14 protein-coding genes are annotated in these 14,829 nt (G+C 45.2%); 3 read left to right on the top strand and 11 right to left on the bottom strand.

What is annotated here, in order from left to right; all coding sequences use genetic code 11:
- Nucleotides 1-76: 76 nt before the first annotated feature.
- The 7 genes from ACXACM_RS01770 to kduD form a co-directional block, all read right to left on the bottom strand.
- Entirely contained in the window at nucleotides 77-211 is a 135-nt protein-coding gene (locus ACXACM_RS01770; RefSeq protein ID WP_474819374.1) for a hypothetical protein, read from the bottom strand.
- A 37-nt stretch (nucleotides 212-248) separates the two neighbouring features.
- The gene (locus ACXACM_RS01765) at nucleotides 249-386 is read right to left on the bottom strand and encodes a hypothetical protein (RefSeq protein WP_474819373.1); all 138 of its coding nucleotides are present in this window, start codon (nucleotides 384-386) and stop codon (nucleotides 249-251) included.
- A 244-nt stretch (nucleotides 387-630) separates the two neighbouring features.
- Complete coding sequence (locus ACXACM_RS01760; protein WP_474819372.1) at nucleotides 631-1,926, bottom strand: TRAP transporter large permease; 1,296 nt, start codon at nucleotides 1,924-1,926, stop codon at nucleotides 631-633.
- On the bottom strand, nucleotides 1,926-2,414 hold the full coding sequence (locus ACXACM_RS01755; protein ID WP_474819370.1) for a TRAP transporter small permease: 489 nt from the start codon (nucleotides 2,412-2,414) through the stop codon (nucleotides 1,926-1,928). Before ACXACM_RS01755 ends, ACXACM_RS01760 begins: the two co-directional genes overlap by 1 nt.
- A gap of 3 nt (nucleotides 2,415-2,417) precedes the next feature.
- Nucleotides 2,418-3,404 carry a TRAP transporter substrate-binding protein gene (locus ACXACM_RS01750; RefSeq protein WP_474819369.1) on the bottom strand — a complete coding sequence of 329 codons (987 nt, stop codon included), beginning with the start codon at nucleotides 3,402-3,404 and terminating at the stop codon, nucleotides 2,418-2,420.
- Nucleotides 3,405-3,419: 15 nt separating this feature from the next.
- The gene (gene kduI / locus ACXACM_RS01745; RefSeq protein WP_474819367.1) at nucleotides 3,420-4,265 is read right to left on the bottom strand and encodes a 5-dehydro-4-deoxy-D-glucuronate isomerase; all 846 of its coding nucleotides are present in this window, start codon (nucleotides 4,263-4,265) and stop codon (nucleotides 3,420-3,422) included.
- 19 nt (nucleotides 4,266-4,284) lie between these two features.
- On the bottom strand, nucleotides 4,285-5,046 hold the full coding sequence (kduD, locus tag ACXACM_RS01740) for a 2-dehydro-3-deoxy-D-gluconate 5-dehydrogenase KduD (RefSeq protein WP_474819365.1): 762 nt from the start codon (nucleotides 5,044-5,046) through the stop codon (nucleotides 4,285-4,287).
- 187 nt (nucleotides 5,047-5,233) lie between these two features.
- Here kduD and ACXACM_RS01735 point away from each other — a divergent pair, with 187 nt between their 5' ends.
- Entirely contained in the window at nucleotides 5,234-6,478 is a 1,245-nt protein-coding gene (locus ACXACM_RS01735; protein ID WP_474819364.1) for a DUF4861 family protein, read from the top strand.
- Nucleotides 6,479-6,589: 111 nt separating this feature from the next.
- Here the strand turns inward: ACXACM_RS01735 and ACXACM_RS01730 are convergent, their stop codons facing one another.
- Nucleotides 6,590-8,212 carry a methyl-accepting chemotaxis protein gene (locus ACXACM_RS01730; protein ID WP_474819362.1) on the bottom strand — a complete coding sequence of 541 codons (1,623 nt, stop codon included), beginning with the start codon at nucleotides 8,210-8,212 and terminating at the stop codon, nucleotides 6,590-6,592.
- Between the two features lie 335 nt (nucleotides 8,213-8,547).
- Here ACXACM_RS01730 and ACXACM_RS01725 point away from each other — a divergent pair, with 335 nt between their 5' ends.
- Both ACXACM_RS01725 and ACXACM_RS01720 read left to right on the top strand, forming a co-directional pair.
- Nucleotides 8,548-8,730 carry a type II toxin-antitoxin system HicA family toxin gene (locus ACXACM_RS01725; RefSeq protein ID WP_474819361.1) on the top strand — a complete coding sequence of 61 codons (183 nt, stop codon included), beginning with the start codon at nucleotides 8,548-8,550 and terminating at the stop codon, nucleotides 8,728-8,730.
- 75 nt (nucleotides 8,731-8,805) lie between these two features.
- Entirely contained in the window at nucleotides 8,806-9,222 is a 417-nt protein-coding gene (locus ACXACM_RS01720) for a type II toxin-antitoxin system HicB family antitoxin (RefSeq protein WP_474819360.1), read from the top strand.
- Nucleotides 9,223-9,358: 136 nt separating this feature from the next.
- On the opposite strand, the gene ACXACM_RS01715 is transcribed toward ACXACM_RS01720, so the two are convergent.
- The 3 genes from ACXACM_RS01715 to ACXACM_RS01705 all read right to left on the bottom strand — a co-directional run bounded on the left by ACXACM_RS01715 (nucleotide 9,359) and on the right by ACXACM_RS01705 (nucleotide 14,823).
- A complete protein-coding gene (locus tag ACXACM_RS01715) occupies nucleotides 9,359-10,837 on the bottom strand; it encodes a hypothetical protein (protein ID WP_474819358.1) in 1,479 nt (492 codons plus the stop codon).
- A gap of 72 nt (nucleotides 10,838-10,909) precedes the next feature.
- Entirely contained in the window at nucleotides 10,910-12,013 is a 1,104-nt protein-coding gene (locus ACXACM_RS01710; RefSeq protein WP_474819356.1) for an SIR2 family protein, read from the bottom strand.
- A gap of 11 nt (nucleotides 12,014-12,024) precedes the next feature.
- A complete protein-coding gene (locus tag ACXACM_RS01705; RefSeq protein ID WP_474819355.1) occupies nucleotides 12,025-14,823 on the bottom strand; it encodes a hypothetical protein in 2,799 nt (932 codons plus the stop codon).
- Between the last annotated feature and the right edge of the window lie 6 nt (nucleotides 14,824-14,829).

Genomic DNA, 14,829 nt, shown 5'->3' with positions numbered 1-14,829 from the left:
TTCTTGTACTAAGCTTACGAAATCTCTCTTAGTTTAGCTTTATAAACCCGGGCAAAACAACGAAAATCCTTGTAAATCATACCGCGAACTCATCCATGGGGGCTCGCTGTAGGAAAGCAGGCGGCGAACTCACTTCAAAGCACGCCGTTAACCCATCCATGGGGGCTCCACTGCCGCATCCATGCGGCAGAGGGCTTTTAAGTAAGCTCACCTCATGCCTTCCTGCTCGCTGAATAAGTCACCTGTGCTTAACACACCGCGAACTCATCCATGGGGGCTCGCTGTCGGAAAGCAGGCGGCGAACTCACTTCAAAGTACGCCGTTAACCCATCCATGGGGGCTCCACTGCCGCATCCGTGCGACAGAGGGCTTTTAAGTAAGCTCACCTCATGCCTTCCTGCTCGCTGAATAAGTCACCTGTGCTTAACACACCGCGAACTCATCCATGGGTGCTCGCTGTCGGAAAGCAGGCGGCGAACTCACTTCAAAGCACGCCGTTAACCCATCCATGGGGGCTCAACTGCCGCATCCATGCGGCAGAGGGCTTTTAAGTAAGCTCACCTCATGCCTTCCTGCTCGCTGAATAAGTCTCCTGTGCTTAACACACCGCGAATTCATCCATGGGGGCTCTTAAAAACCGAGCGCGTTGGGTAATGCTTCTGAGAACCAAGCGAAATAGGTCACAAGCATCAATACCATAAACATTGCAGCGTAGAGTGGCAGCAAAGGCTTGATGATATTTTCAAGTTTTGTTTTGGCAATGGCGCAGGTAATGAAAAGGACGGCACCCACTGGTGGTGAGCACAACCCAATAGATAAGTTGAGTACGATCATTATGCCAAATTGCAGTGGAGACATGCCCAATTGCATAGCCACTGGCAGGAATATTGGAGTGAAAATAAGTACCGCCGGCGTCATATCTAAAAATGCGCCCACTATAATAAGTAGTAAATTAATGAGCAGGAGAATAACAATAGGGTTGTCGCTTAAATCTAACAATGCCTCACTAAGTGCCTGTGGAATATTCTCAAACGACAGCAACCAGGACATTGCTGTGGAAGCTGCAATGAGTAACATTACAATTGCAGTAGTTTCTGCTGATTTAAGAAAAATGCCTGGGAGCTCTTTTACTTTCACTTCCCTGTAAAAACCTACTGAAAGGATCAGCGAATAAATCACGGCTATGGCTCCGGCTTCAGTGGCCGTGAAAATACCGCCGACAATTCCACCAATAACCAGCACAATAAGAAACAAACTGGGCATGGCGGCAAATAGTTTCTCTACCACCACTTTTAGCGGTAGTCGATCTGAAAGCGGGTAGCCTTTAATTTTTGCCCACACGTAACACACCAGCATCAGCGCCAAACCTACCATAATGCCAGGAATGTATCCTGCCATAAACAAAGCAGCAATAGACACACCTCCACTTGCAATGGCATATACAATCAAAATGTTACTGGGCGGAATAAGCATCCCCGTAGTTGCCGCGGCAGCAGTAAGTGCAGCAGAGAAATTCGGGTCATAGCCTTTTTTCTTCATTTCAGGCAGCATAAAACTACCAATCGCAGAGCAGGCAGCCACAGCAGAACCCGAGATTGCGCCGAAAAGCATACAAGACACGACATTTACCAGAGCCAGGCCGCCGGGCAGGGCACCGATAAGTGCCATCGCGCACTCTATCAGGCGTTTAGCAATACCGCCTCTGCCCATGATAAGGCCCGACATCACAAAAAACGGAATAGCCAGTAGCGCAAAGCTGTTCAGTCCGCCTGCCATTCGCTGGGCCATGGTGGTTACAGCGGGTTCAAATTCGACGCTCATTAACATGGCAATCAGTGTGGCCAGCCCGATACTCATTGATACCGGAACGTTAATAAGCAGAAAAAAGAAGAAGCCAACGATGAGAATTATTGCTGTTACTTCCATTACAGTGGCTCCTGCGATTCGTCTATCCAAAGGTTGTATATATTAACCCCGCTATACAACACCATTAGTGCTCCGGAGATGGGAAGAACTGTGTATATCCACCCCATTTTAACGCCCAGGGCTGCAGAAATTTGGTTCAAATCCAGTGTCAGGTTCACCAATGCGTTACCACCAATAAGTAGGACGGCAACACAAAATGTCATTACCAACAGTTCCACAAAGGTCATGATTAATTTTTGCCTTTGCGCAGATTGCTTGTGAACGAACAGGTTGAAGCCCAGGTGGACTTTTTGACGATAGGCGTAAGCAGCGCCCAAAATACCAATCCAAATAAGAAGAAAGCGTGAAAGTTCTTCCGTTGCCGAGGCCGGATCCTGCAGTAAATAGCGGGATATAACCTGCCACACTACAACGAGAAGAATACTCACCATAGCCAGAATGAGTGCTGCAGCCAGCGTGTTGTCTATAAACTTCACTAAATTACGCATGCGTTACATCGCCTTAATTTCTTCGAGCAGTTCACCCACTTCAGTACCCTTGTAGCTGTCGTGGAACGGTTTTACGGCATCCAGGAAAGGTTGCTTGTCGGGGTAAATAACTTCGACGCCATCTTCAATTACTTTTGCCAACGATTCTTCGGTAGAGGCCTGCCATAATTCACGTTGATGAGCAACTGAGTCGGCCATTGCCATGCGAACCCATTCTTGCTGCTGAGCGGTGAGGTTTTGCCAGGTTCTCAATGACATCAGCATGACATCGGGAACAGACGTGTGTTCGTCGAGCGAGTAATAGCGGGCAATTTCATAGTGACGGGACAAGTAATAACTGGGGGGGTTATTTTCAGCACCTTCAACCACTCCTTGCTGCAGGGCTGTGTAGAGCTCTCCCCAGGAAACGGGGGTTGCCGCACCACCCAGGGCGCGCACAGTTTTAACAGCAGTCGGGCTATTGAGTACCCGAATTTTTAATCCTTTTAAATCAGCTGGGGTATGGATAGGGCGGTCGTTTGTGTAAAAACTTCGACTGCCTGCATCGTAATAGCCAATTCCCTTTAATTTGAATGCTTCTACGCCAGTGAGGAGGTCTGCACCAATCGGACTGTTCAGCACTTTCCAAAAATGTTCGTTGTTTCTGAATACATAGGGAATACTGAAAATCTGCATTTCCGGCGCAAAGCCCTCCAGGGGACTGGCAGACACTTTTGTCATATCCAGCGAGCCAATTTGCAATAATTCAATAAGTTCCCGTTCGGTACCAAGTTGACTTCCCGGATAAATGGCTACTTGCATCGTGCCGCCGGAATATTCTTCAAGCCTCTCTCCCAGATACACCATTGCTTTGTGTACCGAATGTTGGGTGTCGAGTGAATGCCCCAGTCGCAACGTGACAACATTGTCGTCCTGCTCGGTGGTACAGCCGCTTAGCGCGGTAATGAATATACCAAGCAAAACAAGTAAAACAGCCTTCTGGCGAAACATATATACCTCTAATTCTTATCGAAGTGCATCTGGGGGGAATTTGTCCATGTCATCGTAGTCGAGATTCTCCCCGGCCATACCCCAGATAAACGCGTAGTTAGCTGTTCCCACGCCGCAATGAATTGACCATGGGGGAGACAATACCGCTTGTTCGTTTTGAACGAAAATATGTCGTGTTTCATTTGGTTCACCCATGAAGTGACTTACTGCCTGTCCTTTGGCGAGGTCGAAGTAAAAGTACACTTCATTGCGGCGATCGTGCTGATGTGCAGGCATGGTGTTCCACACGCTACCCGGAGCCAGTCTGGTAAGGCCCATTTGTAACTGACACGTGTCTACCACGGTATTAATCAGCAATTGGTTTATGTCTCTTTCATTGCAGGTTTCCTGACTGCCAAGATGCAATACATTGGCGTCACCTTTCCCTACTTTCTTACACGGGTACGCGTGGTGGGCAGGTGCGGAATTGAGATAAAATTTTGCCGGATTGGCCGAATCAACAGAGGCAAACACAACGGAAGGGTTGTCTTTGCCGATGTACAGTGCTTCTTCCCGGGCTAGTGAGTAGGTGGTATCGCCAACAGTAACCGTACCTTCACCCCCGACGTTTATCACTCCCACTTCACGGCGCGCGGTAAAAAAGTCCATTTTTAGCTGATCGTCAAGGGTTTCCAACGTGAGAGGCTGTTCAACGGGCACGGCACTGCCCACCATAAAACGCTCGTAATGACTATAAACCCAATATATTTTTCCTGGCTGCATAAGTTTATCAGCAAGAAAGGCGTTGCGAAGCTCGGTGGTGTCGTACGCCTTAACTTCCCGCTGGCCAACTGCGTAGCGTATTTCGAACTCGGTTGTCATGATTGTGTTCCTGTATTAGTTAGCGGGCGAGGAAGCCACCGTCAACAGCAAGTATGTGCCCGTTGACGTAATTGCTGGCTTCACTGGCTAAAAACACCAGTGCTCCCTTTAAGTCTTCGGTTTCACCCCATCTGCCAGCAGGAATACGAGATATTATTTCCTTGCTTCGGCCTTCGTCGTCTTGCAACGCCTGGGTGTTATCTGTGCGAATGTAACCGGGTGCTATCGCGTTAATCTGAACATTGTTCTTGCCCCACTCATTGGCGAGGGCTTTGGTCAGCCCGGCAATAGCGTGTTTGCTGGCGGTATAAGCAGGCACAGTAATACCGCCGCTGTAGCTCAGCATAGAGGCGGTGTTGATGATTTTGCCGCTGCCTTTTTCAACCATGTGTTTGCCAATTTGCTGACTGAGTAAGAAGGCTGCGTCGGTATTCACGCGAAGTACGTGCTGCCATTCATCTAAGGGAAAGTCTACCGCTGGGCTGCGGAATATGGTGCCACCATTGTTCACAAGAATATCAATGCCATTCCAAACAGTAAGTGCATTGTCTGCCATAGTTTGCACTTGCGATAAATCAGATAAGTCAGCGTGTAATTCGGTAACCTTTACCGTACCCAGCGCGTTAATTTTTGCCATTGTGTCTGCACAGCCGCCTTCTCGGGAACTGGCGCATATCACATCGGCACCGGACTCAGCGAGTGCGATAGCCATAGCCTGACCAATTCCCCGGCTTGCGCCTGTCACCAGAGCTCGTTTTCCGGATAAACTGAAATTTGGCATAGCACTTTTACCTCTTATGATGAATGAATGATGCAGTTGCCGAGTTGATTGATTTTTCATCACAAAAATTTCAGCCACATGCATTTAACAATGTTAACAACATTTAAAATAATTGCCACCGGTGGCAATTGTCAATATATTAGTGCAAAGTATTTACAACCACGACACCCCTTTTAAGGAGCGAAAAATGAAGAAACTATCCCTACCGCTAAGTATTATTATGGCGTTGTCTGCGGTTGCTTGTAGTCCGGGCGAACGTCAGGATACTAATAGTAAAAATATTGATAATCAAAATGTTACAGGCAATGAGAACGTTTCGGTTATCGTTTCGAACTCCCCTGCGGGGGCGGCGATTCCGCAATTGATTTCGCTGCCTGCTTCATCGCTGGGAGGTGACGAAGCCGTCGGAAAAAAAATTGTTAATTTTCCATCGGAATGGACAATCGACGGACAAGGAAAAGATATATTAAACGTTCTAGTTACCCTTAACCCAGGTGAAACGCTGCCTTTGATATTATCTGACGACGGCGAATCAGCGCCTGATGTGGTGTATGCAGAATTATCAATTCGGCAAAATGGAGAATGGAACGGCACCGCTTACGAGGCTGAAGGTTTTGACTTTGAGAATGTTGAGTCTTTTACCGCGCCAGAACAGCTTACCGATCATTCCTACTACTTGCGGTATGAAGGGCCGGGCTGGGAAAATGACCTGATGGGTTATCGACTCTACTTAGATTGGCGAAACGGTACGGATATCTTTGTTAAAACAGGTCGTACCCCGGTTCTGCATCAAGTTGGACAGGATGGCTACAGTAGTTATCACGAGCTTAATGATTGGGGAGGCGATGCGCTAAAAGTTGGCAAATCTCTGGGCCTGGGTTCGTTTGGTCGGTTAGAAGGAGATACAGTGATGCACCTTCAGAATGTCGATGAAATGAGTTGGAATCTAGGTAACGACAACAAATTGTCTGCAGATTTTTACGTCCATTACCAAGGGTGGAATGCCAATAATAAGGTTGTGGATGTAACAGCCAACTACGCAATTCATGCTGGAGACCCAACCACAACGGTGAACATGGATTTGTCAGTGCCTGTCGATGATTTGGTAACCGGTGTGGTGAAGCACGAAAATGTAAATCACATTGAGCTTGAAATGGACGGGTGGGGTGTCATTGCCACTTATGGAAAGCAGAGTTTACTCGGCGAAGATGATGAGTTGGGTATGGCGTTGTTTTATGAAGTAGATGATATTTCGGGTAAGTTTGAGGGCGAACACGATTATTTAATCCAGTTCAAACCTGCCAAAAGCGTAAGCTACCAATTTATGGCGGTATGGCCTAAGCACCCGGACAGTCCTAAAGACGAAGATGGCTTTGTAGCCTTACTTAAAGCGAAGTTGAAATCGCTGGCACACCCGGTAACTACAGAGTAAACCGATTTTCAAGCGGGCTTAAAGTAAGCCCGCTAGTTTAGCTTTTCTTGCAATACTATCTTTTGACTTTTGTTCTTCGCTGGCAAAAAGCTATCGAGATAGTTGCCTTACCTACAGCTTAAAGCGGTTTGCAATATCCATTATTGCCTGCGAACTCACTCGTAACGCCTTGCTTGCAGAAGCTAATTCATCGGCGGTGCGCAAGCTGATATTGGCTGCTTCAGAAAGCGAATTGATTCGTAAATTCACTTCGGATGCTGCCTCGGCTTGCTGCTCTGTTGCCCTGGCAATTTCACTACTCGTTCCCGATACTTCTGTCATCAACCCATGCGCTTCCTGCAAATTTTGGTTGGCTTGTATTGCATGATCCACAGTCCTGGCAGAAGCAGCCTGACTTGTTTGGACGGCGTTAACTGCATTTCTCGCATCGCTCTGCAGTTTTTCAATCATCGCTTGAATTTCATCGGTGCTTTTGCCGGTTTTACTTGCCAAACTGCGTACTTCGTCAGCAACCACTGCAAAACCTCTCCCTTGTTCACCTGCGCGAGCGGCCTCTATCGCTGCATTCAACGCAAGTAAATTAGTTTGCTCAGCAATGCCGCGTATAACATCAAGCACTGCACCTATGTTGTTGGTTTGCGCAGCAAGTTCAGTTACCACGCTACTCACGCTTTCAATATCAGATGTTAATGAGCGAATATTTTGAACAGTTGTATCCACCACGGCCGCGCCGTTGTGCATATGAGTTTGAGCATTATTTGTGACTTTCTCAGCAACGTCGGCATTATTATTCACCTCAGTGATTTGCGTAGTCATTTGCTCCATAGCAGACGCCACTTGTAGCATATTTTCATTTTGTGTTTGTGCCTGAGCGTTGCTGTTTCTGCTTGCGTTCTCCACCAACTCTGCCTGTTGTGCAAGCGTGTTTATATGCTGGCGAACACCCAGTAAAGATTGCCGCATTTTCTCGGTGTATTCATTGAAATAGCGGGCGAGGCGGGTAACTTCATCCTTGCCTGTTTCTGGTAAAGATCGGGTTAAATCACCTTCGCCCTGAGAAATATCTTTCATGCGCTCGGTCACTTCATGAACCGGTGTAACAATGCTGCCGCCGATCACAAAGATCAGAAGCGCAACGAGCGCCACGCTCACTATGCAGAAAATAACAATGAGGTTGCGTAAATGAGCGTAGTCTTCCTCTAAATTCGCAAGGTAGATCCCTGAGCCTACTGTCCACCCCCAGGGTTTGAACTCTTTTACAAAGGAGATCTTATCTATTGGCGTTTCTTCGCCCGGTAGGGGCCACACGTAATCCACAAAGCCTTCTCCGTTAGATTTTATCCGCTTAGCCATATCTACGAAAAAAGCTTTACCGTTACCGTCTTTGAAAGTGCGAAGGTCTTGCCCGTCTAACGCTGGTTTAATCGGGTGCATTACCATTTTAGGGGTTTGATCTTGTATCCAAAAATAGTTGCTGCCGTCATAGCGCAAAGCTTTTACTGCTATCAGTGCCTGCTGTTTTGCTGTGGTCTCGTCAATGTCATTACGAGCGGCAAAGCTCCCAAGCATGGAATGAACTACTTCGACAAGGTGCTGGTTTTCTTCATAAGATTTTTGCTTAAGAGACTCGTGATGTTTGTAAAGCACAACAACGGTTAGCGCTACAAATAAAAGAGTTATTAAAGCCACAATAATGATCAGACGTTGTATTAAACTGAAATTTCTTAACCACATTTAGAGAACCTTAAGTTGTAACTAGGTTGTTACAATAGTGTAGGCAGTTTTTCGTGATTTGGTTGAATATTGAGCGAAATCAATTTGGGTTAACGCAAGGAGCATATTGACTTTGCCCCTAAACAAACAACATCTGTACTTCAAGTCAGCTTTCGCTATTTATACGCCAGTTTAAAATAGCATGACAATTTCCAAACTAACTATATAAATTTATTAATAAAAAATGAAAGCGTACGCTCCTAAATTTATGGGTGAAAGGAGAAAGGCTTGTTATATGAAAAGCCAGAGTTACTGGAGTTACTATATTCTTGATGGTTGGAGTTATTGGGGTTATTATGAACTCTAAATTTATTATTGATTTACTATTAAGTGAAGGATGGTATGAAGTAAAAGTAAGAGGGTCACACCATTACTTTAAACATCCGGATAAGAAAATCAAAATCACGGTCCCGCACCCTAAAAAAGATTTACCCGTTGGTACGGCCAACCGCATTTTGAAAGATGCCCAGCTTAAATAGCCGGGTCAGTTTTCAAACTACATGACTTAACAAAGCAACAAAAATAATAATAGCTGTAAAATAACGGTAGAGAATATGTTCAGCAAATATCCGATTGCAGTGGAGAAACCAGACGGCGACACCGCTTACGGTGTGGTGTTCCCGGATATAGCAGGGTGCTATTCAGCGGGTGAAACATTAGATGAAGCGATTAGTAATGCAAAAGAAGCTCTCGAGGGCTTTCTTGATATGTGTAGAGAAGAAGGTGATCCTATACCAAAACCTGGGAGCATTGATTCTCATAAAAATAACACTGAGTTTGACAAGTTTATCTGGTCGTTTATTGAGATTGACTTAACCCCTTATTTAGGGAAGTCAAAAAAAATAAACGTGACTTTGCCCGAGTATTTAATTCGTCAGATTGATGCACTTGCCAGTACCGACCCTCAATATAAAACGCGCTCTGGCTTTTTGGCAGCGGCAGCTGCACATGAACTTCAAGCCAGACGGTAAGCATAGACTGTTTAGGCATCCTAAGGTTCGTAGGCGGGTCGAGCTACTACCGGCATGTGCGTAAATTACGCGCATGCCGGTATGTAAACAGGTTTATTCCTGTGAAGGTTCAGGAAGTGTTCCGTTGTTTCGAAAATTAATCTCTGATGTTCAATACGTTCCCTATTGATGCGATAAAATTGATGAGCTTTTCGTGCTCATAAAGTTCCTGCATCAAAGTAATGGGTTTTTCACGAAGGGAGTCGCTTGCAATGATTTTGTCCCATGGAAGGGTTTTGTCTTTCAGCGATGGGTTAACTTGCTGCATCACTTTTAAAAATTCCCAGGCAATAATGCCTTGGCCAATAGAAGTGGGATGAACGCCATCCAAACTGAAAATACCGCCTGATCTAATATCACCATCTTCGGTGGTGTCGTAATATTTTGTATCAATTGGCGGGTAAACAAATTCCAGTTCATCGGGCAACTGGTAAGTAGGTTGACCAAGGTTGCGTTTCCAGGCCATCGAAGTTAATGCAGTACCAATATCTACAATGTGGAAACGGGGTTTGTCATATTTTTTGTTTTCCTCTTCCACTAACGACTTAATGATTTCGTTGAACTTAACAATGGTCTTGTCGATAAACACAGCATCGCGAAATGGCAAATACTTCCCTGTTTTCTTTGCATTACTTTCTGTGAAGGGAAAATAGGAATAAAACTCGTAATACAATGACTGTTTACCTGGTCTGGAGGGGTCATTCATCATGCGTTTTTCGCCCATGCCTTTGGCAAGGGGCGCGATAGTAACCAAAGGCACAGTACCAACAAACACATTCCAGTCTTCTTCTTTGTTGTTTTCCATGGCGGCTACAACTTCGTCAAGCAGCGTCTTGTATTCTTCTTCAAAGACATCGGGCTGCCATAAGTTCCATTTAAGTCGCTCTGAGCGGGGCGCATCAATGACTTCCTGGGGTTTATTCGGTGTGGGGGACACTTTTAAATCGAGCACGGTACCCAAGGCGTTATTTGCCCCTAACCATAAACACAGGTTTTCCACTCCCTCTTCTTCCGCGCAGTGTTTCAGCCAGGTTACGGCGCTGTAATCGCCGAATTCATCTTCGGCGTCTTCACCTTGCGGGTTCAATATACGGTATGCATTGCGAGAAAAGGGGTTGCTAACAGCGTGTAAGTAGCCGTCACCGGCATTTTTACTCTGTTCAATGGTTTCCCGGCACGTTTTCGGCGTTACCTTAAACGCATCTCCTACGTCCATACCTTCCACAGCCACATTGTGAAAGCCTTTTTTGTCATGTTGGCTACCTACCGGCTTACCGAGTTTGCCGTCACCGCGTTCGTAAAAATCTTCAGCCTGATCGAGAATCCCGTTGATCACTGAAAACACGCTTAGCCATTCCAAACCGCGAATGTTAGAGCCAAATTTACGCTCCAGCGCGCGTAGAATGCGCTCAAGATCGACTTTCGTTTTGTAACGTTCGTCCCACTTGTAATACCGGTAATTTTCTTCGCCTAGCGCATCGGCTAGTAAGGTGCTGTAACTGAGGTGTGTATTGGCGGCGCTACCAGACATAAAGCCCTGTGAAATACTGTCGCCTATGGTAAAGAGTTTGGTCATCGCTATTATTTCCCTATTTAATAAGACGAGACTGCGTGTCTTTGTTGGTGGTTGAATGTTGTGGCAAGGGGGCTAGTGCCCTTCGTGTATTTTTCTTAATTTCGCAGGAATCTCGCTTATGTCATCTACGAAAATGGGAGTGACCCCGATTTCCTCAAAAGCGTTTTCCGCATTAAATACATCCTGTTTGTTGAGGGCAGAGAATATCTCCTTAATCTGCTCATTTCGCTTGCTATCTCTACTGCTTTTGAAACCTGCTTTTATGGCAGAGTCGGAGAAGTTGTCGAGATACGATCGAGCCATGTTGTCAATTTGGTCGATATCGCTGTCTTTAAGCTCGGGGGCCTGCTGTTTAGGAAGGATGGCAAATACGTTTTTTTCTCGTGGGCCCTGCTGGGCAGCGTCCAATAACCGGCGGATGTTCTTATCAGTAAGAGAGAGCCCTATCATAAGAACAGTTTTACTTGATAAGGCTTGTAGCTGAACAATGTTACTCCACGAATACGGATCGTTAGCAACGCCATTGTATTGGTCCTCGGTGAATACAATACTGCGCTGGATTTCGTCGTCTTGAGCACGCTGAGAAGGCACAAAACCATGAACATGAAAAATAGGTAGTGACTCATCTTTCACTTTTTGTTTAGAAGAGACAATGCTGCAACAGTGTCTTTTATCTTTATCTATTACTGTTTCAAGTAATTCGTCGTAGTTGTAAGAAATTACCTCAGCCACTTTACCCTCACACAAGGTGGCTACTTCAGCGAGTGTCTTGTTTTTGTTCTTAATTTCACTGGCATCAGGTAAATAGAACTTGCCTGAATCATCAACGCGAAAAGCGCCGTATAGCACACTTCGAAAATCATCGAAGAAGTCTTTTTCTTCGTTATCCTGGTAAAAATTACGAATCTTTCTTGAGGTAACATCTAGCGGTTCGCCTAAAGAACGTAAATGCCATTCAGCCATTGCATACAAGTAGTTAGGGAAGGGACGCCATCCTTTAGCGCTTTCGTTTTTTTTAACTGTGGTATCGCTAACAACACTGTAATACATCGCTAGCACCAACTGATTCCAACTGGGAAAGCCACTTGCCATAGATACTCCGGCACCTAAAAATAGTGCCAATTCGCCTTCCGTGTATGCAGATGCTAGCTTGTTTATTTTTTCTTCATTGGTCATCACAATCGTCCTTATGTATCTGGTTGGTCGTTTATTTCATATGGCTTTTTTGAGAAGGAATATAACTTGTCGATTTCCTCCATAAGCTTATTGGCACGAGTATCATTGGCACTAATGTTCGTGGTTGTCGAAAGGTGTAAATAAATACCCCAAAGAACACCCAACGAAACAGATTGTGCATATCGCACAACACTCATTTTGTTCATTAATTCCAGCTCATCAACTACCAGCGAGCTGAGCTTCATCTCGTCAATATGTGTCCTAACATCGCTATATTGATTTGCGCCTTCTTTGCCAGGTATGAAGTTTTGGGCGATAGACTTTAATTTGTCCAAATAGGCAATTTTGAGTTGGGTTTTTTGTCGGATGTTTTCGAATTCTGGTTCATAATCTTTTTTCTTATAATGTAAGAAAGCATCTCGTTCAGATTTTGCGCTATCAAAGAAGTCACAGAGCAGGCAGCACACGAAAAGTAAATGTGCCACGCTTTGACCGCATTCAGCGTTGCGTATGGTTTCAGCTAATTCCTGAATTTTGCCCTTTATATCTTTAATTGATGTTTTCTTGTCAACTTTATTGTTTCGATTTGCTTCTCTGGTAAGGCAGCAAACCTTGTAGAACAGGAACAAAGTTATACTGTTAGAGAGGTTTCCATTACCTTTACCTTCGTTTTCTAGAGCGTGTTCTAGTGAGCTCTCTTCAGCATCTAAGGTTTGACCTGATACCAGATCTGTAGAGGTGAAAAGGAAAAAATTTACCAAATAGGTAAACATCGACAATTCTTTGAGATGTTGCTCTCGGCTATCATCGTCGTCTTCCATGAAAGCTTTCAGGTACGTGATGCAGGGATCACTCTCTGCCGAATAGCTTATGCTGGCACTGGGCGCTGGTTCAGTTGTTTCTGACAGTTTTATCTGATGCACATTGCGCAGCGACAGTACTCCTGCTGCAGCGTTGTCGCCAATGCCGTGAGCGGTGTATTCTGTATCTTTTATGCCTTCTATCGTTAGCATTACGGCGGCAGAATCGTTTTCAATGGATATTTCTTCAAACGACCCGGCCTGATCTTTCCACAACGCGATGATGGGCTTAAATGTTTCTCCTTTGGGTTGCGATAATTTGCACATTCCTAATGCCGTTACGGTCAGCACTGACGACCCTGGGTCTTCAGCAAATACAGTGGCGTAACGGGCGGGCCACCGCGCTTTCATTTGTGGACCATCCAATAATGCCGCAACGACCAGGTTAGGCCCAACACCTCTTATCACCCGAGAAACGGGTTCAACTCGTGCGAGATCCTCACAAATGAGTGGGCAAAGCGTAAACCAACCGGTTGCGCTTAAAAATGCTATTTTCCGTTTTGGAATGGATGAATTTTCCCACCAACTACCGCCACCAGGTAAGAATCCAGATAGCCCGTAGTTTTCAATCTGACTGGAGTCTAAACGCCAGCGGTGATGCTTATCTTGATATAAGTCGTACCACCTGCCTGCAAAATAGGCGCTCAAGACCACGCGGTTTCTCACTGTTTTCGCACTGTTATTGAGTTCCTTAAACTCGTCATCAGTTACATTGTTGTCTGATCTTACCCCCGCTATTACTAACGGAATTTGGTCGTTCGGAAAATTTAAGAACAGATATTTCTTCAAATGGTCTAGTTCCGATTCTGACAGTGCAAGCTCTGGTAGAACTAACATGTGAACCCTTTTACAGTGCCGCTGGCTGGACTCAATGATTTGGCTTACTTCTCGTACAAAGGCGGAATACTGACTGTCTGAATTTTCGTCGGGTTCAAAGGCAAAATACCTCGCGCTATCAAAAGACGCTCTGAATCTTGGTACGATGGGCTTAAACCAGCTTTTGTCTATTTTCGTGGGTTTAGGAATAATGACAATATTGAGCGTGTTTTCGTCTAGGTTCATCCACGGAAGTGTCCGCCACACTACATCTACTTCCGATTTTATGAACGATAAATTATGTGACATTGAGCGCAGAGAGAGTCCCACCTTTGGTGTGCGTAGTTTTGGCAAAACAATACCGTGGGCTTTGGATACCCGTGATAGCGTACCCTCTGACAACAACATCGTATTAGCCTCTAGTTCTAACACCCCACGCTTACTCTCACCTGGGCGAACAACGCCCAAATTGCACGAAACCAGATCAGCAATGGCGTGCATTTCGATTACGTCTACAATGAATTGTATATATTTTTTATCCTTCGTTTCGCTTGCCCTTTTATGTTTTGAATTCAATTGCTGGCTGCTTTTGATGTCGTAAAAAATACTGTCGTCTTCTACAAGTTCATCAAGGGATCTTACTTTTGTGCCTTCCCAAAAACGGTGAAACTTAACAAGTAAGCGTTGGAAGCTTTTTGTCTTAACGTGTTTTATAGAATTAGGTGTTGTTTTTTCAATTGATTTTATTGTTGCTGCAATTTTCTGAATAGAAATATTCTCTGGGTCAAGTTCCAGGATTTCAGTGCTTTTAAGACGATTAATTTTCTTCAGTTGTATCATATGAAGCCAGAGTTGCCATGCATTGGCGTACTCTTGAATTTCCTCCGTCCACTGAGGGTTAGTCAGCCAGCATGGAATTTCATGTTTCTTAATTTTAGAAAGAAACAGAGGGGGGCTTTCAACAACTAGCCGATACCAACCAGAGGTATCAAACAAAATCGAAGTAATACAAAAAATGTCAGGCGGCCAGGAAAGCCAAGCTATTTTGGTGTCAGCATCCGTTTTGCCCCTCATATCGGGGCCGTAAATGTCCTGCATAAATTGGTAAATGTTATTATTAGCTCGTCCTGCCATTTCAGT

Source organism: Alteromonas sp. AWQ4_252, from assembly GCF_056158205.1.
This window is presented reverse-complemented; position numbering and strand designations above follow the sequence as displayed.